Source organism: Pantoea sp. GM_Pan_3 (genome assembly GCF_026541045.1).
GTDB classification, from domain to species: Bacteria; Pseudomonadota; Gammaproteobacteria; order Enterobacterales; family Enterobacteriaceae; genus Pantoea; species Pantoea anthophila.
This window is the reverse complement of sequence record NZ_JALNVA010000004.1, coordinates 77,711-95,928: the sequence shown is the minus strand read 5'-3', so window position 1 is coordinate 95,928 and position 18,218 is coordinate 77,711. Positions and strand designations below refer to the sequence as shown.

17 protein-coding genes are annotated in these 18,218 nt (G+C 55.2%); 7 read left to right on the top strand and 10 right to left on the bottom strand.

Translation table 11 applies throughout. The features are described 5' to 3' along the window. Positions 1-487: 487 nt before the first annotated feature. Positions 488-1,168, bottom strand: coding sequence for a type 1 glutamine amidotransferase domain-containing protein (locus OXR04_RS13130; RefSeq protein WP_058957080.1), 681 nt, complete (start codon positions 1,166-1,168; stop codon positions 488-490). Between the two features lie 366 nt (positions 1,169-1,534). Here OXR04_RS13130 and OXR04_RS13125 point away from each other — a divergent pair, with 366 nt between their 5' ends. Beyond that, on the top strand, positions 1,535-1,750 hold the full coding sequence (locus OXR04_RS13125) for a YdgH/BhsA/McbA-like domain containing protein (RefSeq protein ID WP_009092831.1): 216 nt from the start codon (positions 1,535-1,537) through the stop codon (positions 1,748-1,750). 62 nt (positions 1,751-1,812) lie between these two features. Here the strand turns inward: OXR04_RS13125 and OXR04_RS13120 are convergent, their stop codons facing one another. Both OXR04_RS13120 and OXR04_RS13115 read right to left on the bottom strand, forming a co-directional pair. Then, complete coding sequence (locus OXR04_RS13120) at positions 1,813-3,015, bottom strand: MFS transporter (RefSeq protein ID WP_009092830.1); 1,203 nt, start codon at positions 3,013-3,015, stop codon at positions 1,813-1,815. 165 nt (positions 3,016-3,180) lie between these two features. Further along, positions 3,181-3,921, bottom strand: a complete 741-nt coding sequence (locus OXR04_RS13115; RefSeq protein ID WP_140029340.1) for a nitroreductase family protein — start codon at positions 3,919-3,921, stop codon at positions 3,181-3,183. A gap of 578 nt (positions 3,922-4,499) precedes the next feature. Here OXR04_RS13115 and OXR04_RS13110 point away from each other — a divergent pair. Then, the gene (locus OXR04_RS13110; RefSeq protein ID WP_267370719.1) at positions 4,500-5,189 is read left to right on the top strand and encodes a hypothetical protein; all 690 of its coding nucleotides are present in this window, start codon (positions 4,500-4,502) and stop codon (positions 5,187-5,189) included. Between the two features lie 233 nt (positions 5,190-5,422). Then, the gene (locus tag OXR04_RS13105; RefSeq protein WP_267370716.1) at positions 5,423-5,902 is read left to right on the top strand and encodes a type VI secretion system tube protein Hcp; all 480 of its coding nucleotides are present in this window, start codon (positions 5,423-5,425) and stop codon (positions 5,900-5,902) included. A 286-nt stretch (positions 5,903-6,188) separates the two neighbouring features. Here OXR04_RS13105 and OXR04_RS13100 read toward each other — a convergent pair whose 3' ends face one another. Next, positions 6,189-7,565, bottom strand: a complete 1,377-nt coding sequence (locus OXR04_RS13100) for a glycoside hydrolase family 10 protein (protein WP_267370714.1) — start codon at positions 7,563-7,565, stop codon at positions 6,189-6,191. A 40-nt stretch (positions 7,566-7,605) separates the two neighbouring features. After that, positions 7,606-9,096, bottom strand: a complete 1,491-nt coding sequence (locus OXR04_RS13095) for a PLP-dependent aminotransferase family protein (RefSeq protein ID WP_181161937.1) — start codon at positions 9,094-9,096, stop codon at positions 7,606-7,608. Positions 9,097-9,206: 110 nt separating this feature from the next. Between OXR04_RS13095 and gabT the strand changes: the two genes are divergently transcribed. Both gabT and gabP read left to right on the top strand, forming a co-directional pair. Further along, on the top strand, positions 9,207-10,493 hold the full coding sequence (gene gabT / locus OXR04_RS13090; protein WP_046102773.1) for a 4-aminobutyrate--2-oxoglutarate transaminase: 1,287 nt from the start codon (positions 9,207-9,209) through the stop codon (positions 10,491-10,493). Positions 10,494-10,571: 78 nt separating this feature from the next. Further along, positions 10,572-11,987 carry a GABA permease gene (gabP, locus tag OXR04_RS13085; RefSeq protein ID WP_009092823.1) on the top strand — a complete coding sequence of 472 codons (1,416 nt, stop codon included), beginning with the start codon at positions 10,572-10,574 and terminating at the stop codon, positions 11,985-11,987. A gap of 205 nt (positions 11,988-12,192) precedes the next feature. Here the strand turns inward: gabP and OXR04_RS13080 are convergent, their stop codons facing one another. From OXR04_RS13080 to OXR04_RS13070, 3 genes are all read right to left on the bottom strand, one after another. Beyond that, positions 12,193-12,495, bottom strand: coding sequence for a type 1 fimbrial protein (locus OXR04_RS13080; RefSeq protein ID WP_009092822.1), 303 nt, complete (start codon positions 12,493-12,495; stop codon positions 12,193-12,195). Positions 12,496-12,861: 366 nt separating this feature from the next. Beyond that, on the bottom strand, positions 12,862-13,281 hold the full coding sequence (locus tag OXR04_RS13075; protein WP_140923155.1) for a VOC family protein: 420 nt from the start codon (positions 13,279-13,281) through the stop codon (positions 12,862-12,864). Positions 13,282-13,314: 33 nt separating this feature from the next. Beyond that, positions 13,315-14,199, bottom strand: coding sequence for a LysR family transcriptional regulator (locus OXR04_RS13070; protein WP_267370706.1), 885 nt, complete (start codon positions 14,197-14,199; stop codon positions 13,315-13,317). Between the two features lie 144 nt (positions 14,200-14,343). Here OXR04_RS13070 and OXR04_RS13065 point away from each other — a divergent pair, with 144 nt between their 5' ends. Continuing rightward, the gene (locus tag OXR04_RS13065) at positions 14,344-15,195 is read left to right on the top strand and encodes a Vmh family MBL fold metallo-hydrolase (RefSeq protein WP_111207268.1); all 852 of its coding nucleotides are present in this window, start codon (positions 14,344-14,346) and stop codon (positions 15,193-15,195) included. Between the two features lie 52 nt (positions 15,196-15,247). On the opposite strand, the gene OXR04_RS13060 is transcribed toward OXR04_RS13065, so the two are convergent. Together OXR04_RS13060 and OXR04_RS13055 are read right to left on the bottom strand one after the other, a co-directional pair. After that, a complete protein-coding gene (locus tag OXR04_RS13060) occupies positions 15,248-15,919 on the bottom strand; it encodes a hypothetical protein (RefSeq protein WP_267370702.1) in 672 nt (223 codons plus the stop codon). Between the two features lie 201 nt (positions 15,920-16,120). Then, positions 16,121-17,017 (bottom strand): LysR family transcriptional regulator, encoded by an 897-nt coding sequence (locus OXR04_RS13055; RefSeq protein ID WP_267370700.1) that lies wholly within the window; start codon positions 17,015-17,017, stop codon positions 16,121-16,123. Between the two features lie 97 nt (positions 17,018-17,114). On the opposite strand from OXR04_RS13055, the gene OXR04_RS13050 reads away from it, so the two are divergent. Beyond that, on the top strand, positions 17,115-18,173 hold the full coding sequence (locus tag OXR04_RS13050) for an SDR family oxidoreductase (protein ID WP_267370697.1): 1,059 nt from the start codon (positions 17,115-17,117) through the stop codon (positions 18,171-18,173). Positions 18,174-18,218: the final 45 nt, after the last annotated feature.

Here is an 18,218-nt window from a genome sequence, read left to right as displayed (position 1 = left end):
GATATATACTCTTTGATGCGTTGCCTTACATTCATTACGACGTGTAATCCGCAACCGTAACCGTCGTAAAGTCACGTTCAGAACTACGAGGCTTTACATCATCGCGATGCAATACTGCTTATCTCTCAGTGCGTTACTACGACTCGATTTAACAGGATTGTGATTAACTCAAAAGAGCTGATGACAACAATGTTTAACAGAACCGCCGACAGCTTAAGCGAATAAGTCCATCGACACCGATAACACCGTTAATTCCCGGTGTGTCAGGGCACTTTCATGCCGCTGATAATTCTTAATCTACCTCTGATATAAATAATGTCAACACTGGAATTTAACCCATGTTTATATCTTCAGTGTTCCGGAAATTATGCAGGGAGTAATAATCGATATATTGATCCTGAATAATTCGGCAGGTAACTATTTTGACAGAGAGGATTAAAAGGCGATCACAAGGGCGCCGACAGACGCCCCTGTGAAAGACCCGACGCTATTTTTTCAGACTCGCCAGCAGAACCTTCGCGGTCTCAGAAGAGGAGCCCGGATTCTGCCCGGTAATGAGCAGACCATCCTGGACAGTATAGGACTGCCAGTCCTCTCCCCGTGAATAGAGACCGCCATTCTGTTTCAGCGCGTCTTCCACGAGGAATGGCACGATGTCGGTCAGGCCAACGCCCTCCTCTTCACTGTTAGTGAATCCCGTGACTTTCTTCCCCTTAACCAGAGGCGTGCCATCCGGATTTTTCACATCGCGCAATACGCCTGGTGCGTGGCAGACCAGTGCTACCGGTTTGCCAGCCTGCAGGGTCTGCTCAATCAGTGCAATGGAGTGTTTGTCATTTGCCAGATCCCATAGCGGGCCATGGCCGCCCGGATAGAATACAGCGTCAAAGGCATTCGGGCTCACGCTGTCCAGTTTGTGGGTAGAAGCCAGCACCGCCTGCGCAGCCGAATCGCTATGGAAGCGACGGGTATCCGCGGTCTGAGAGTCGGCTTCATCACTTTTAGGATCGAGCGGAGGTTGTCCTCCCTGTGGGGATGCCAGGGTTACGTCTGCACCCGCGTCAAGAAAGGCATAGTAAGGTGCGGCAAACTCTTCCAGCCAGAAACCGGTTTTCTTGCCGGTGTTACCCAGCTCATCATGTGAGGTCAAAACCATCAGAATCTTCATGTCCGCTCCCTGTAAGCGTTGCAGGTTAAGAGTTCAGGCGCGTCATACCCGATGTTAATCGCGCCTTCTTCTGTTTTGTCCGTCAGTCGTGACGGACTCTGAGGAATCACTGAAATTTACCGCTTAATATTCAGTGATCCGCAACCCATTATAGTTCATCACTATTCTTTTCGTTTTTCTGCCGGATAAGCGTGTCAGACTCTCTGCAAAGGTTCTCTCACCAGCCTGAGATGAGCACAACCCGACACAACTAGTTAGCATGATCACGATTACCGCACTAATAGTTAATATTGATATGGTAACTATGGTTATTATTATTCCCATCGGAGGCACACATCCTCCTCATTGATAAACAGGAATATGACCATGAAAAACGTAAAAGCACTTTCAATTGCCGCTCTCGCCACCCTTTCACTGATCTCATTTGGCAGCTTCGCGCAGAGCGTGTCTGTCACCTCCTCAACACTGGATGGCGCAGAGTCAAAAATCGCTGCTCAGGCACAGGAACAGGGCGCGCAATACAAAATCACCGAAGCGAACACCAACAACCGTGTTCATATGACCGCAGAACTGTATAAATAACGGATGGTCGCAAACGGAATTGCCAGAAGAGGCTGCCCAACGGGCAGCCTTTTTTGTGTCGGTCAGGCGAGGCGTGCGGCTGGTGCGCTGCCGGTGCGCCACCATAAAATCAGTGCCGCCAGGGCGATCACGCCCAGAACAGCAAAGGCGGTGCTGTAGGAGTAACGCGCGGCGATCATGCCCGTCATGGCCGGACTTAACGCAGCGCCCGCTCCCTGCATCAGCATAATCACGCTTTGCCCGGCGTTAACATGGCCGGAGCCACGCAGCAGAGAGACGATATAACCCGGCACCGCCACCCCCAGGATCCCGGCTGCCACCCCATCCAGTACCTGAACCGGTATAACAAAGAGGGGAGCGGCAAAGCCCGCCGCAATTACCGCGCGCAGCGGTAAGATCATCAGGGCGATCATAATAAAGAGTCGGTAGCCGTGCGTTTCGACCCGTTTAGAGACCCATAGCGCCACCGGAATCATCACCAGCTGCGAGATCACCACCGTTGCCGCAGCAAAGAGGCCAGGGCTGACCGCCGCCTGCCCGCCTGCCGAGGCGACGCGCATGCTCAGCATCGGCAGCAGTGCGGCATTGGCAAGATGAAACAGCAGCAGCGTCACACCGGCCACGAGAAGAGCCGGTTTGCGTATCAACATCGATAAGCGCGGCGCGGGTTCACGCTCTTCATTCTGTTCGTAACCGCGGGCAACGTCGTTATCGATCTCATCACCGCGAATCGCTATCGTGGCAACAGCAGCGAAGAGCGCCATCACCGTCATCAGAATAAAGACCGCGCCCATTCCCCAGTACCAGGCTGAAAACCCCGCCAGCAGTGCGGCGATGGTATTCCCGCCGTGGTTAAAGGCCTCATTGCGACCCATCTGATGGTTAAAGCCGCGCTGGCCGGTCAGTCCCAGGGTGATGCCCGCCACGGTCGGGCCGATAAAGGCCGCCGCTATTCCCGCCACGATTTGTGAGACCATGGCGGTCCAGGTCTGATTGCTGTACCAGAGCAACAGCGTGGCGACCGTGATCACCAGACAACCCAGCAGCACAATCATTTTCTTGTGTCGGGTGGCGTCGGCCGCGATCCCGGCAGGCAGCGTGGCCAGTAACCCGGCGATGCCGCCGCAGGTCATGACCAGACCGATTTCGTCGGGACGCCAGTGTCGCTCCGTCAGAAAGATGCCCAGAAATGGCCCCAGCCCATCGCGAACATCGGCCAGAAAAAAGCTCATTAAACAGAGCGCGTAGAGAGAACGCTGTGACATGTTATTTCCCTGGAAGGTAAGTGTTAAAGGCAATTGCGCTTCGGTTAAAAAGGAAATTATGTGTTACAACGAGGAAAGTCACATTTCGTTATAGTAACAAAATGAAAAAGGCCACCCGTATCTGGATACGGGTGGCCCTGACGTGTTTCGCGTTAAATGCGCGGCTTATTTATCGGTGCCGAAACCCTGCTTCAGCAGTGCAGGCAGCACAGCCGGGAAGTAGATGTTTTTGTAATAACCACCGACGCTTGCACTCCAGCTTTCGCCATCGTCGCGGCCGATGTTTTTCCAGTGCTGTACCATCTCATCGTTATAAGCGGCAATCTGCTGCTCCAGCCCCTGGGTTTTATAGGTCTCATCATGGCGGAAGGTCGCCAGCGGCAGACGGGGTTTCTGATGAGCGGGTTCATCAACATGACCAATGACCACACCTGCCACAGGGAACGTCAGCGGCGGCAGATCCAGCAATGAAATCATCGCTTGTGGATCGCGGCGGATCCCGCCAATTGGCACAATGCCTAATCCTTCTGCGCGCGCGGCAGCCATCACAGAGCCCAGCGCAATACCGATATCGGTTGAGCCAGAGACGATGCTTTCGATGCTCTGATGCGCGATTTGCTGCTGATCGACCGCAGACATCGCTACGGCAGATTTATGCATATCAAGTACAAAGGTGATGAACACCGGTGCTTTAGCAATCCACGGCTGACCACCCGCAATCGCGGCGATCTCCGCGCGACGGCCTGCGTCACGGGTGATGACGACAGAAACCTGCTGCGAGTTGACCGATGTTGGCGCACGGTAAGCGGTACTGATAATCCGATCCAGTACAGCCTCATCAACGGGTTGCTCAGTGAAACTGCGTTCACTTTTGTGACTTGTGAAAATATCAATCAGATCGCTCATAGTTCCTCCCATTTAAAAAGCAACTATAACAGTAACGTATTCGCACGCTTGGTAATTCGAGGGTTTTTGAGCACCCTTTTGTAACCGTTTCTAAACACGTCTGCGTCTGTGTATACGTTTAAAACGCCGGGGTTAAAGTCACCGAATCACTCACCGCCGGTGCGCTATAAAGTCAGTCCCGTTACCGGACATCTTTAAAGCGCTGTGTGCAACTGACAATGCAATGCTATCTGCTGAAACGCGCCGCCCGGATTGAGCCATTACCCTTCAGGCGATTAATGCCTGCTTCACCGTTTGACCGCGGCTAAAAAGCAGACAGGTAGCAGAGGCCTTTATCATACCTGCGGCGTTAATCGCTCTTTCCTGAAATCCCTTTTTCATATTCCGACAATTCATCAAAAAGAACCGAAGGTAACCTATTTAAGCGCTATGTGAATAAACCGATCACACAATTACGGGACATCTTTCAGGTTATATTGATCAAGCGCATTACTGAAGCGTTAACCATATTTACATAAAAAGAACGGCCAGATAATGTGAGACATAAATCAGGGATGAATGGTTCGAGGGAATGAGCAATGCCATACAGCTATCAGGTGATAAGATATTTACAACAAAATAACATTTTAGCTAATCAACTCGATCACGCTGTTTCAGGCGTTAAGGAAGCCGTATTAAATCAGATTGAGATGACAGGCGCTGGTGCCAGACGCTTGCTCTATTACACCTCCTGCTTTACCGATGAATATAAAGATATTTGCCTGCAGCAAAAGACCGAAGATATTCGCTTTGCGAAAGGTATTTACCACCTATTGCGACATGAAGATATTATTTATGAAATGCTTAATATCTATTTTAATGAGATATTGCGCTATAAAACATCTGAGCAACTACAACATATTAAGCATTTGCTTATGGCAACAAATATTCATATCGCAGCAAGTTCATTGACTAATTTAGGGTTTGCATCAGCGACGGCAACTGCAGTTTCATTAGGTTTAAATATTCATCAAAACATAGCAGCTCTTGCAGGACGTATGGGAGGGGGCATTGTAATGGCAACGGGTTTTTATGGCATAGTGCAAAAAGCCGCTGATAGTGCTCAAAGCTTACATATTAAATCCCCCGCTTATTTTCAGGCTTTATACACTCATGAGCTTGAAATGATGTATTTTTTAATAGACCCCCTATTTAAACGTGCTGAGGTATTTCAGCACGTAGCGTCAGATGAAAATATAGCAAACATCATCACCAGGATGATAAGATGATGCTGCTTAATATTATTAAACGACTTCTGAAGCGGATTTTCACTTCACTGATAGGGTTATATGCCCCGCAGGCTATAATAATTGCCTATGCCTTATTCCAGATAATACTATTTCCTTCAGCCCCACTCTGGTTTGTGCCAATATTTGCACTGATAGTGATATATATATTTAGTCGCTATGTGAAGTGGTGAAGTGCCATTAGTTTTTTAACCTCATAAGGAATTGAAAAAATTATGTCTATACCCGCCCATTTATGGCTTGAAGATGAAAACGGTTCTCCCGTCACAGGCAGCTGTCAGATGCCACTGCGGTTGGGCTCCATCGAATTAAAATCGTTCTCTCACGGTGTAACCATACCTGTCGATCCCAGCTGGGGAAAGCTCACGGGAACGCGGGTCCATAGCCCTGTAACGATAGTCAAAGAATTTGATCAAACAACCCCGCTACTCTACAGAGCAGTCTGTGAAGGCCGGACAATGAAGAAAGGCACTATCCGAATGTATCGCATTCTGGAATCCGGAATCGAAGCCGAATATTTCAATATCATTCTGGAAAATGTCAAATTTACGACAGTTGCACCCTACCTTGCCCCTGGCGGGGTGAGCAGTACGCATCTCGAAACGCTGGAATTACGCTATGAGGCAATCACATGGAAATATACGGATGGCAATATCGTATATCGTGATGAGTGGAATAACTACGCGAGATCATAAGTGCTCCTGACTGACTTCACCAATCAACTTCTGAAATTAATAGATAACACAGTTACGTCACCCCCGGATTTTTGTCACGTCGGAGTATTTCCAATCCGGTTATCTGCTGCTGTTGCATTACTGCCGTCCTGTGAACAGGTGTAACGAAATGGAGAGTCCGTTACCGTTACACCTGTCGCAGGGAGAAGGCAGCAACCGCGAGCATGCATCACGCCAGCTTCACCAACATTCGTTTCGTCAGGTATGCGTTGAGCGCAGAAGCCATAACTATGCTGCCGTGTCGATGTCAGCCGCCCCAGCGACTTTTCAGATAACTCACCGCCTGCTGAGTCTGCGGCTGATTGAGATAGTTCTCTCTGAAAAGAATGGTGCCGTCGATATGGGGCCAGGACTCATTGAGGTCGAGCTGCTTTCTCAGTTCCGGCACTCCGCCCTGCAGCGTCCAGTCAGGCTCAATCCGCGAAGGCTCGCCCACCTTGTAGAGCGCCAGACCGATGTAAAGCCGGGTTCTGGTCGGCTTCACCACCTCTGCCCACCACTTTGCCAGCACGTCATAACGGGCAGCCTGACGGGAGAACGGCCAGTAGAGCTGAGGCGCGATATAATCCAGCAGACCCTGCTGAACCCAGCGACGGGTATCCGCATAGGCTTCATCGTAGGCCGCTGCGCCTCGGGTATCTGAACCCGCCGGATCGTGCGACAGGTTGCGCCAGACACCCGCCGGGCTGACACCAAATTCCACCTCCGGCTTCAGCTGTTTAATGGTACGGGAGACCTGCTCAATAAGTTGTTGCGTATTGTGACGCCGCCAGTCCGCTTTGCTGGCGAAGCCCTGCCCGTAACGGCTGAAGGTCTGACTGTCGTTGAGAAGGGAGCCTGCCGATTCCGCATAGAAATAGTCATCGAACTGCACACCGTCGATCGGATAGTGCGCCACCACCTCGGCCACAATACTGGTGATCCAGTCGCGTGCGTCCGGGATGCCGGGATCGAGCACGTAGCGGTCGCCCGCGGTACGAATCCAGTCACGGTGCAGCACAAACACGCTGGCCGGATGAAGAGAGAGCGTGCGGTTCAGCTCACTGGCGGTAGAGGGTTTGATGTTGACCGAAACCCGATAGGGGTTGAACCACGCGTGGACTTTCATACCGCGTTTATGCGCCTCATCCAGCATAAACTGCAGCGGATCGTAACCGGGATCTTCGCCGATTCTGCCGGTCAGCATATCGGACCAGGGCAGAATTTTAGAGGACCAGAGCGCCGTGGCATCGGGCTTCACCTGGAAAAAAACCGTGTTAACTCCCAGACTTTTCAGTTTATCCAGCTTGTCGATAAGCGACTGCTGCTGCATCCGGATGCGCTCTGCCGGGCTGGCACCATTTACCGATGCGACGGGAGGCCAGTCAAGACGGGACACGGTAGCTAACCAGACGCCGCGCATCGGTTGTCGGGCCTGAGGCTGCACCGGCTGGCTGGCTGGCGGTAACGGCTGTTTCGTGACCGATGGAAAAGGCGTCACCAGCGATCGCGGCGGCTCAGAGGCGCAGCTGACGAGCAACAGTGCCGCAGCCAGTGCGGCCCCGCGCCTTAACGCCACGCTGGCTGCGGCAGGAATAAGATTCAGTGCGATGATAAACTCCAGTTTTATCTGGTCGTGACGCAAAGAGGAGTATTCTCGGTGACTCTGATTAAATGTCAATGCGTTAGCGCTGGGGACTGAACACAATACCGGCCGCCGCCAGACAGGCTTTGAGGGTGCCAAAGGCGTCCTGACACTGCCGTTCATTGACGCAGGCATACCCCAGCAGCAGACCTCGCGTCTCCTGAGGATGCATATAATATTGTGAAAGTGGCCGCACCTTGACGCCGCGCTTCAGCGCCTCGGCGGCAATGGCGACATCATCACTGCCTGCCGGCAGCGGCATCACCAGATGCAGACCGGCTTCATGGTTAAAAGCCGGTAAGAAGGCGGGCCCCAGATAGCGCTCGATCAGCCGACAGAGAAACTGCCGCCGCTGTCGATAAAGCAGCCGCATCCGCCGGATATGCTCCATGTAATGACCCAGCCGGATAAACTCCGCCAGCGCCCGCTGAATCAGCAGATGTCCGCCGCGATAGAGTTCCGCTGCTGCGATGCGCATCGGCTGAGCCAGCGGTTTTGGCACCACCAGATAGCCAATGCGCAGGGCGGGATAGAGCGTTTTACTGAACGTGCCCATGTAAATCACCGGCGCATCGGCTTCCAGCCCCTGCAGCGAGGGATGCGGCTGTCCGGAGAAACGAAATTCGCTGTCGTAGTCATCTTCGACAATCCAGCTCTGATGACGGCGCGCCAGTGTGAGCAACGCCTGACGACGTGCCAGGCTCAGATGCACCCCCAGCGGGTACTGATGGGAAGGTGTGACAAACACCATTTTGGGTGGCGGCCCGCTGTCGGGCACCAGGCCCTGCTCATCCACCGGCATGGCCCGGATTTTCAGGCCATTCATCCGCAGCAGATTGCGGGTTCCCCAGTAGCCCGGCTCTTCCATCCAGACCCGATCGCCTGGGTCACACAATACCCGCGTGACCAGATCGACCGCCTGATGAACGCCCTCGGTGATCAGAATCTGATCCGCATCGGCCTGCACGGAACGCGCCACCCGCAGATAATCGACCAGCGCATGACGCAGATCGGGGCAGCCGCCGCCGCTGCTGTAAACCAGCCGATGGACGTCAGGCTCCCGGTTCAGGCGCGCCTGAATCTGACTGAACAGCTTATGGGGAAATTCGGTCACGTCGGGCGCGCCAGGCACGAACGCTCCCCACTGATAAGGGGATGCCGTGGCGTGCCCCAGTAGTGTGGCACCGCGCTTCGACAGGGTGGCCGGTCGCTGCGCCTTCACGGCGGCCAGGTCGGCAATCGCATCACTCTGCAGCGAACTCTCCGGCAGCGTCTCGGCAATCCACGTGCCGCTGCCGGTGCGCGCGGTCACATAGCCCTGCGCCATCAGACTTTCATAGACATGCATGACCGTGTTTCGCGACACGCCGAGTTCACGCGCCAGATCGCGGGTGGGCGGCAAACGACTGCCGCGCGGAAAGACCGCTTCCGTGATCGCGGCCTGCATACAGTTGAGCAGTCGCTGATGCAGGGAACCGGTTTTCATAAACTGTAACCGTGCTAATAGATGATCGGCGTACAAGAGTCGCAATTGGCTCCATCCTTCCTCTGATAATTGGCTCTGGCAACTCACCACGCCTCAGGCATAAATAAACGTGTTTGTCGGGAATTGTAAACACGCATATCAATGAGGTGGATCAAATGAGCGAAAAAAATAACCTGATGCAGGAACGTAAAGCACAGGCTCTGCCTAAGGGCATCGGTACGCTGTGCGACTGGTACGTTGCCCGGGCAGAAAACGCCACCTTATGGGATCAGGCTGGTAACAGCTGGATCGACTTCGCAGGCGGCATCGCCGTGCTGAACACCGGTCATCGCCATCCACGCATCGAGCAGGCGGTGGCCGAACAGTTAACAAAGTTTACCCATACGGCGTTCCAGATCACCCCTTACGAAAGCTATATCGCACTGGCTGAACGCATCAATCAGCGGGTGCCGGTTGCCGGTGCAGCGAAAACCGCCTTCTTTACCACCGGTGCCGAAGCGGTAGAAAACGCGGTTAAAGTGGCGCGTGCCTATACCCGTCGTCACGGCATCATCACCTTTGGCAACGCGTTTCATGGCCGCACCTTTATGACCATGGCCATGACCGGCAAAGTCGCCCCCTACAAGCGCGATTTCGGCCCGATGCCCCCTTCCGTTTTCCACGCCCGCTACCCCAGCGCGGTGCAGGGGATCAGCGTTGAAGCGGCACTGACCAGCCTGGATGAGATTTTCACACAGGACATTGCGCCCCATGATGTTGCGGCAATCGTACTGGAACCGGTGCAGGGTGAAGGTGGATTCCATGCGGCACCGGCAGAGTTTATGGTGCAGCTGCGTGAACTGGCTGACCGTCACGGCATCCTGCTGATTGCGGATGAAGTACAGAGCGGATTTGCCCGCACCGGCAGGCTGTTTGCCATGGAACACTATCCGGTGAAAGCCGACATCATCACCATGGCGAAAAGCCTGGCGGGCGGGATGCCCCTCTCCGCCGTGGCCGGTCGCGCTGAGGTGATGGACGCGCCTGCCCCTGGCGGCCTGGGCGGTACCTATGCCGGAAATCCGTTAGCTATCGCGGCGGCTCACGCGGTGCTGGATGTGATCGAGGAGGAGCAGCTCTGTCAGCGCGCCGTGGATCTCGGTGGCCGGCTTGTCGCTGAACTGGAGGCGCAGCAGCGCAAACACCCTGATATCGCCGAAGTGCGGGCGCTGGGTTCGATGGTGGCGATGGAGTTCTATCAGGCCAGCACCGCGCAGGCCGTTCAGAAGATGGCGATGGAACAGGGCCTGCTGCTGCTGACCTGCGGCGCGAAAGGCAACGTTATCCGCTTCCTCTACCCGCTTACCATTCCGGATGCACAGTTCAGCCAGGCGCTGACCCTTCTCTCCACGGTGATCGATCGCTGTGTTGCCCCTGCCGGACACCCTGTCGTCCCGGCATGATTTCACTGGCTCGTTAATCGCAAGCCCCTTTCCTGTTCGTCCGGTCAGCATGGCCGGGCGTCCCCCGGAGACGTTGACATGACGATGACTCAGAGTGCGAATGAAGATTCGCTGGCTCAGAACCTGAAACCGCGCCACGTGCGCATGCTCTCGATTGCCGGCGTAATTGGCGCCGGGCTGTTTGTTGGCTCCGGCCATGCTATTTCTGAAGCGGGCCCCGCCGTGCTGATCTCCTATGCGGCCGCCGGGTTGCTGGTCGTGCTGATCATGCGGATGCTGGCGGAGATGGCGGTGGCCTCACCCGATTCCGGGTCATTCTCCACCTATGCGGAGAAAGCGCTGGGACGCTGGGCCGGGTTTACCATCGGCTGGCTCTACTGGTGGTTCTGGGTGCTGGTGATCCCGCTGGAAGCCAATGCGGCAGGCACGATCCTGCACGCCTGGTTCCCCGATGTGGCCATCTGGCAGTTCACCTTCGCCATCACACTCTTACTGACCATTACCAACCTGCTGAGCGTGAAAAACTACGGTGAGTTTGAATTCTGGTTTGCCCTGATCAAGGTCGTGGCGATCATCCTGTTCCTGGCCGTCGCAGGTGCCGCCGTGTTTGGCCTGCTGCCTGACAGTCACACCAGCGGCCTGTCGCATCTTTATGACACCAACGGCTTCATGCCAAATGGCCTCGGCGCGGTGGTGGCGGCTATCCTGACCACGATGTTCTCTTTTATGGGCACCGAGATTGTCACTATTGCCGCCGCAGAGTCGAAAAATCCCGGCCGGCAGATTACGAAAGCGACTAACTCGGTGATCTGGCGTATCGCGCTGTTCTACCTGCTGTCGATTTTCTTCGTGGTGGCGCTGGTTCCGTGGAATACGCCAGGCTTGGTTGAACAGGGTTCCTGGCAGACCGCTCTGCAGGCGATGAGCATTCCTCATGCCCGGCTGATCGTCGATCTGGTGGTGCTGATGGCGGTGTGCAGCTGTCTGAATTCGGCGCTCTACACCTCCTCGCGTATGCTTTACTCGCTGTCACGCCGCAAGGATGCGCCCGCTGCGGCCTCACGCACCAATCGCAGCGGCACACCCTGGGTTGCGGTGCTGCTCTCGACTGCGGCGGCGTTTCTGGCGGTGATCGCCAACTACCTGGCACCCAGCGCGGTCTTCGAATTTTTACTCGCCACCTCGGGTGCCATTGCGCTGCTGGTCTACCTGGTGATTGCCGCATCCCATCTGGTGCTGCGCAAAAAACGCGAGCAGGCGGGTGAAGTCCTGACTTACCGCATGTGGCTGTTTCCCGGTCTGACCTGGGTCACGATTCTGTTTATCGTCACGGTGCTGGTGATCATGCTGTTTGATCCTAAACACCAGACAGAATTAGTGGCGACGGGCGGTTTAACGCTGGTTATTATTGCGACCAGCCTGCTGCTGCGCCGTAAAAAGGCAGAACAGAAAAGCACGCGCTATTTTGTGCAGCGCTCCTCTGACCCGTCATAATTAACTGAAGCGCATTAACAGTGAAAAAGCCCACCTTTTATAAGGTGGGCTTTTTTTTGCATCTGGTTCCCTGGTGCTGACAAAAAGGGTCTGGCGATATAAGGTTTTCTCTGATACCCACTTTTTCGCTGTGGGTTTGGTAACATTACTTTTATTCCTGTTTCGCCCCGGGCGCAATCAATTTTCGTCAGAATGGCAGAAAAAATTAAAGATAAGTGAGGGACAGAATCCCTCTGGTTTTTTCGGCGTTTAACCAGTGCATTTTCACTTCTGCAGGTAACCTGTCAAGGGCGTGGAGATTTCTGAGATCAGCCGTCGTCAGCGTAGTCTTTCCCCTGCCAGAATCATAACAACTGAACACGACCTGATTCTTTCCGGTGTTCATATCACATGAATCATTCGTCACCATGCCGCGAAAGGTAATCGTGCCTGAATCCGAACCAGCACTTGCTGCCCCGGCGATTGTCATTAAGAGCGTGGTAAAGCCAGCGAGTAAAAATGATTTCATCCTGCATCCTCCTGAATGTGTGTCAGGAGTTATCGGCGCAGATCGCAAAAGATTAAGCACTGAAAAGAGAATTAAATGTAAATCTTCACCAGCCGGACTTTTCATCGCCCTGGATTTTTTAACATCGATAGTAAAAAAAGAATTTTTTGCGTTAACGGTATAAATAACATCAACACAGAAGAACAGGATTTAAACGCAAAGACGTCCAGGAGGAGAGCTTAAATAAGCTGAGGCACTTTCTGCAGTGACAGAAATGGGCATGCTGATTTTTATTCTGACTGCCTGTTCAAAATAAATATCACTCAGGCGTTCCGGAATGAGAGATATCCGCGCTGCCCGGCAGAATTCACCCAAAATGTTTTCAACTCATTCCAGATACTGGCTGAACCGCAGCAGATAACCATCCGGATCCTGCAGAAGAAACTCGCGCTGACAGGCGGTTGTCCCGCCGGTGTCATATACCGTATCCCGCAGCGGGCGATAGAGCGGAATACCCTGCTTTTGCACCCGAGCCAGTACGACCTGGATATCATCCACTTCAATCTGAAAATTGATGCCCCGTCCCAGCGGCCTGTGAAGCTCTGCCGTGTTCCAGCCCTGAGGATGAAACTGCTCAATCATCAGTTGCACCTCGCCATAGCACAGGTAGGCGAAGTCCGGCTGCTGCCGCTGTATTCTCACGCTGAATCCCAGTAACGTCGTGTAAAAATGCAGTGAAGCGGCAAAATCGGTTACGGTGAGTTCTGGCACCATACGATTCCAGTAAAGGGGTTGATTGTCACTCATTTCTTCTTCCCTGTTATCGGTTGTGAGGCTGGCTCAGGCAGGACTCAAAAGGTTGCGCTGCAGTTCATCGAGTATCAGCCGCAGTGCTGCAGGCTGATGTTCCCGCGACAGGTAAAGTCCCCAGATGCCAATGCGTCCCGGCTCATAATCGGGCAGTAAGGTGACCAGTTTTCCGCTTTCCAGAGCGTGACGCGCCTCCTGCTCGGGCACCATCGCAATTCCACAATCTGCACTGGCCGCATCGCACAGCAGAGAGGAGATCCCGGCGCTGAAATTTCCTTTTACCGCCACCGCCATTTTCTCTCCCTGCGGGGAGGTAAAGTGCCAGCTCTGTCCGGCGAAATGGCTGTAACAGAGGCAGTTATGGTGCGCCAGATCGTCAGGCGTTTGCGGCATCCCGTGCTGCTGCAGATAGGCCGGTGAGGCGCAGAGGACAGAGCAGCAGTCACCCAGGCGGCGGGCGATAGTGCCCGGCTCCGGCGTATCAGTAATGCGGATGGCGAGATCGATCCGTTCACCAATCAGGCTGACAGGCTGATTATTGATCTCCAGCTCGATGCGCAGGGCCGGATAGCGCGCCAGAAAGTCGGGGATCACCGGACCGACAAGGTGGACAGCCGTGAAGTGCGCGCAGGCGATGCGCAATGTCCCGGCGGGTATTCCCTGCGGGGTCTCCTGGCGGATCTCCTCCGAAAGGCGTGCCAGCTGGCGGGTCTTTTCCAGAATCGCCTCGCCTGCAGGAGTGATCGTCAGACGACGTGACGAGCGATGCAGCAGACGCGTTCCGGCCCAGCTCTCCATCTCTTCCAGATAACGGCTCACCATGGGACGGGAGATCCCCAGTGCGCGTGATGCCGCACTCAGGCTTCCCAGCTCACAGATCCGGTTAAAAACGGCCGCCGCAGTCACTCTGTCCATCTGTTTTACCTGTTCGGATTATGAAACTCAGCATGTCTGATTTCGGGAATTCTAACAGATGTCAGAATGCGTAAAATAGCGCCACTGACACAAAACATGATCATTTGCGCCGCCCTGTGCGGTGATTACCCTCTGAGGATAAACATGAAAATTGCCGCTCACGCTTTAATTATGATGCTGGCTTCAGCCTCTGCCAGCGCCACGACCCTGAAACTTGAAACCTATAATCCGCAGGAAAAGGGCCTGTTTGCCGTTTCATCTACGCTGGTCTCCGGCCCCACCGAAGCCATTCTGTTTGACGCGCAGTTCAGCACGCAGGATGGTGAGAAGCTGGTGGCGATGATTAAACAGAGCGGCAAAAAACTGAAAGAAATCGTGATAACCTCCGGCGATCCCGACTTCTATTTTGGCCTTGAACCGATTGTTAAAGCCTGGCCGGATGTGAAGGTGGTGGCCTCACCCGCTGTGGTGAAACATATTCAGGAGACGCATGAGGCGAAGCTGAAGTACTGGGGTCCGCAGATGAAACAGGGCGCGCCTGACGCGCTGACCGTGCCAGAGGTGACGCATGAGACACGGTTTAGCGTAGACGGTGAAGTGCTGGAGCTGCGTCATCCGGATCAGTATGCCGCTTACGTCTGGATCCCCTCCGCCAGCACCATTCTGGGTGGGACGGCCCTCTCTTCCGGCATTCATGTCTGGACAGCAGACACCCAGACCCCTGAAAGCCGTGCGGCGTGGCGTCATATCCTGACAGAGATGCAGACGCTGCATCCGCAGAACGTCATCCCGGGTCACTATCTGGGTGCGCGCCCTGCCGGGTCGCAGGCCGTGGATTTTACCCTCAACTACCTGAAGTCCTTTGAGCAGGCGCTGTCGCAGCACAAAACCTCAGCAGAGGTGATTGACGCCATGACGGCCGCCTGGCCAGGACTGGCCGAGCCGGGTTCGCTGGAGCTCAGCGCGAAAGTGAACACCGGCGAGATGAAGTGGTAAACCCGCAGAGAAACGGCTGACTTTGCGGCACAACGCGGGGTGCGCCAGAGCGCTATTTTTTAGCCAGATAGCGCCTGTCATCCCGCGCCTGCAATCGCGCCTCAGCGGGTGTGGGGAAGATGTAGTGAAACAGGTCGCGGTAAAAACTCAGGTGTTTCAGCAGACCTTCCTGAATCGATCGGCTGATATCTTTGATCAGAAATTCCTGCGTGGTGTTGAAGTTCGTCACGCTGAAAAAGGTTTTGTCGTAGACGTTTACCACCCCTTCCCATTTCATCACCTGCTCCTCCGGGGAGAGGCCTTCCGAGACGGTAAAGATCCCCTTGTGGGATTTCACGCCCTGTTTACTGACATAGGTGGTTAAGGCGTCGTAGCCGCGTTTGTTGCGCCAGCGGCAGAATTCGTAGGGCACGTCGTAATGGGGCAGTACAAAGTCCGGGCTGCGAAAATGTTCATCTGCAATCAGGCCATCCAGCGTCACGGTAAAATGCAGAAAGTCCTGCAGAAAATCGAACTGGCGGGTTTTGGTCAGGGTGACATTAATTGAGTAGTGACCGGCCTGCACAAACCAGTAGTTGGTAAAGCCTGTCACCAGAATAGTGAACGCCTGCCAGTCACTGATGCGTCGATCGCCCGCCAGTCCCCTGAAACGGTTGATCATCATCCGTGACTTCGGATGCTGATACGCTTTCAGCAGCGGATCGTTCATACCTTTCAGTAACATCAGGCTCACTCCATGATAGTTTGCGCTTATCCTGCCACGCTCTGATCAGAGTGAAAAGTGTCGCTGTTCTGAATGTGACCGCTTAATGGCCGTGGCGGATGGGGTCCGGCGGAACGACCGGGGAGGTTCAGGATCTTTCACCGCACAGAGCAGGCAGCTGAGAGGCGCGTCCTGATGACGCGCGATGTCCGGCTTATGAGATCACAACTGCGCGAGGGTTTTGAGTGTTTCACTCAACCGCGCCACCAGCGCGCGTACCCGGTGAGGAATAAAACGGGCATCAGGGAAAATGGCGTAGAGATAGCGGTCGGGAAGCCGCCAGTCCGGTAACAGCCGTACCAGCCTGCCGGATGCCAGCGCCTCCGCGCCAATCAGGGTCTGTAATCCGCCAATCCCCAGCCCGGCCTCCAGAGCCTGCCGCAGGGCATCGCTGTTATTGGCGCGAAACACGCTCTTCACCGGAACAGAGATCCTCTCTGTTGCCGAGAGCAACTGTAGCGGGGCGTCCGGGGAAACGCCGCTGAAACGGACATGGGGATGATGCGCCAGCTCAGCCGGTGTCAGGAGAGTACCGTGACGGGCGATCCAGTCAGGGGACGCCACCAGCACGGTTTCAACGGTGGCCAGTACCCGGGCCGCCAGCGTGGTGGGTGGCGACTCACTCAGGCGAATCGCCAGGTCAACGCCCTCCGCAATCAGGTCTGACAGACGATCTTCCAGCGCAAGGGTTAACTGCAGGGCCGGATGCGCCTGCTGGAACGCAATCAGAGACGGCATCAACCGCTGCCCGATGCCGCTCGGTAACTGGATGTGCACCCTCCCGCTCAGCGGTTGCGAGTCGGGCCGCAGTTGCTGCTCCAGCTCATCCATCGCATTGAGCAGGTGTCTGACCTGCTGCAGATAACGCTGCCCCTGCTCCGTCAGCGCCATCCTGCGGGTAGTGCGGTGCAGCAGCACAACGCCCAGCGCCTCCTCAAGCGCTGCAATCTGCTGACTCACGGCCGATTGTTTCATGCCGTTCTGCCGTGCCGCCGCCGAGAAGGAGCCCGCTTCCGCGACCCGGATGAAGGTCTGAATGGCGTTAAGTTTGTTCTGCATTCAATGATTTTCCTGATAAGTGTTATCCGGCTGGTGGGATTTAATCAGAATCTTTGGCAGGTGAGAATGCGTTCCGTTACTCAATAAGAGAGTGGAGGTGAGCATGACGCAGAAAAACAGGGTGGCATTAGTGGCAGGCGCCAGCGGGATTGTCGGGCAGCAACTCTGCCAGGCGCTGGCTGACAATCACTGGCAGGTCAGGGCGCTGACCCACCGCGCTGCCGCTGCCGGGAGCGGGATTGAAACCTTGCGGGTCGATTTGCGGGATCCAGAGCAGAGTGCGCAGCAGCTCGCTTCGCTGACTGACGTCACGCATCTCTTCTACAGTGCCTGGCTCAGCGCCGCTGACTGGCAGGCGATGGTGGAGCCTAATCTGGTGATGCTGCAGAATCTGGTGCGGGTCATTGAGGCTATCGCGCCGCTTGAGCATGTCAGCCTGATGCAGGGATACAAAGTCTACGGCGCGCATCTCGGCCGGTTCAAAACGCCGGCGCGGGAGAGCGACCCCGGTGTGCCGGGTGCCGAATTTAACGCCGCACAGCTGGCCTGGCTGAGCGCACAGCAGCAGGGTAAAGCCTGGCACTGGAGCGCCCTGCGACCCGGCGTGGTGGGCAGCGACCGGCCGGGCAACAGCATGAATCTGGCCCTGAGTCTGGCGCTGTATGCTTCCCTCTGCCGGGCGGCGCGGCTGCCGTTACGCTTTCCAGGTTCGCTGGCAACCTGGCACAGTATGGTCGACTTTACCGACGCCTCACTGCTTGCCGATGCGACGCTCTGGGCCGCACGTGCGCCCGCGGCGGCCAACCAGGCCTTCAATATCAACAATGGCGATCTCTGGCGCTGGAGTGAACTGTGGCCGGTCATCGCCGCCTGGTTTGAACTGGCGATCGCGCCGCCAGTTGCTCTCTCCTTCCGGCAGCTTTTTCAGGATTACCGTGGGCTCTGGCGGGAGATTGCGGAAGAGAACGCCCTGGTGCAGCCCGACATTCTGGCCCTGAGTGATGGAACGTTCGCGGATTTTGTCTTTGGCTGGGATTACGACATGTTTGGTGATGGCAGCAAGCTGCGGCGGGCGGGGTTTCACCACTATCGCGCGACGGATCAGATGTTTTGCGATCTGTTCAGTCGCTTCAGAGCGGCCCGCCTCATTCCGTGAAGCCCGGATCAGAGACGTGAGGCAGAGCGCGCAGGGGTGGCGCTC

Excerpts from the sequence above, each read along its gene's own strand:
- OXR04_RS13055 (WP_267370700.1), bottom strand. The coding sequence starts at position 17,017 with ATGCAGAACAAACTTAACGCCATTCAGACCTTCATCCGGGTCGCGGAA.
- OXR04_RS13110 (WP_267370719.1), top strand. The coding sequence starts at position 4,500 with ATGCCATACAGCTATCAGGTGATAAGATATTTACAACAAAATAACATT.
- OXR04_RS13125 (WP_009092831.1), top strand. The coding sequence starts at position 1,535 with ATGAAAAACGTAAAAGCACTTTCAATTGCCGCTCTCGCCACCCTTTCA.
- OXR04_RS13120 (WP_009092830.1), bottom strand. The coding sequence starts at position 3,015 with ATGTCACAGCGTTCTCTCTACGCGCTCTGTTTAATGAGCTTTTTTCTG.
- OXR04_RS13070 (WP_267370706.1), bottom strand. The coding sequence starts at position 14,199 with ATGGACAGAGTGACTGCGGCGGCCGTTTTTAACCGGATCTGTGAGCTG.
- OXR04_RS13130 (WP_058957080.1), bottom strand. The coding sequence starts at position 1,168 with ATGAAGATTCTGATGGTTTTGACCTCACATGATGAGCTGGGTAACACC.
- OXR04_RS13060 (WP_267370702.1), bottom strand. The coding sequence starts at position 15,919 with ATGTTACTGAAAGGTATGAACGATCCGCTGCTGAAAGCGTATCAGCAT.
- OXR04_RS13105 (WP_267370716.1), top strand. The coding sequence starts at position 5,423 with ATGTCTATACCCGCCCATTTATGGCTTGAAGATGAAAACGGTTCTCCC.
- OXR04_RS13075 (WP_140923155.1), bottom strand. The coding sequence starts at position 13,281 with ATGAGTGACAATCAACCCCTTTACTGGAATCGTATGGTGCCAGAACTC.
- OXR04_RS13080 (WP_009092822.1), bottom strand. The coding sequence starts at position 12,495 with ATGAAATCATTTTTACTCGCTGGCTTTACCACGCTCTTAATGACAATC.
- gabP (WP_009092823.1), top strand. The coding sequence starts at position 10,572 with ATGACGATGACTCAGAGTGCGAATGAAGATTCGCTGGCTCAGAACCTG.
- gabT (WP_046102773.1), top strand. The coding sequence starts at position 9,207 with ATGAGCGAAAAAAATAACCTGATGCAGGAACGTAAAGCACAGGCTCTG.
- OXR04_RS13115 (WP_140029340.1), bottom strand. The coding sequence starts at position 3,921 with ATGAGCGATCTGATTGATATTTTCACAAGTCACAAAAGTGAACGCAGT.
- OXR04_RS13065 (WP_111207268.1), top strand. The coding sequence starts at position 14,344 with ATGAAAATTGCCGCTCACGCTTTAATTATGATGCTGGCTTCAGCCTCT.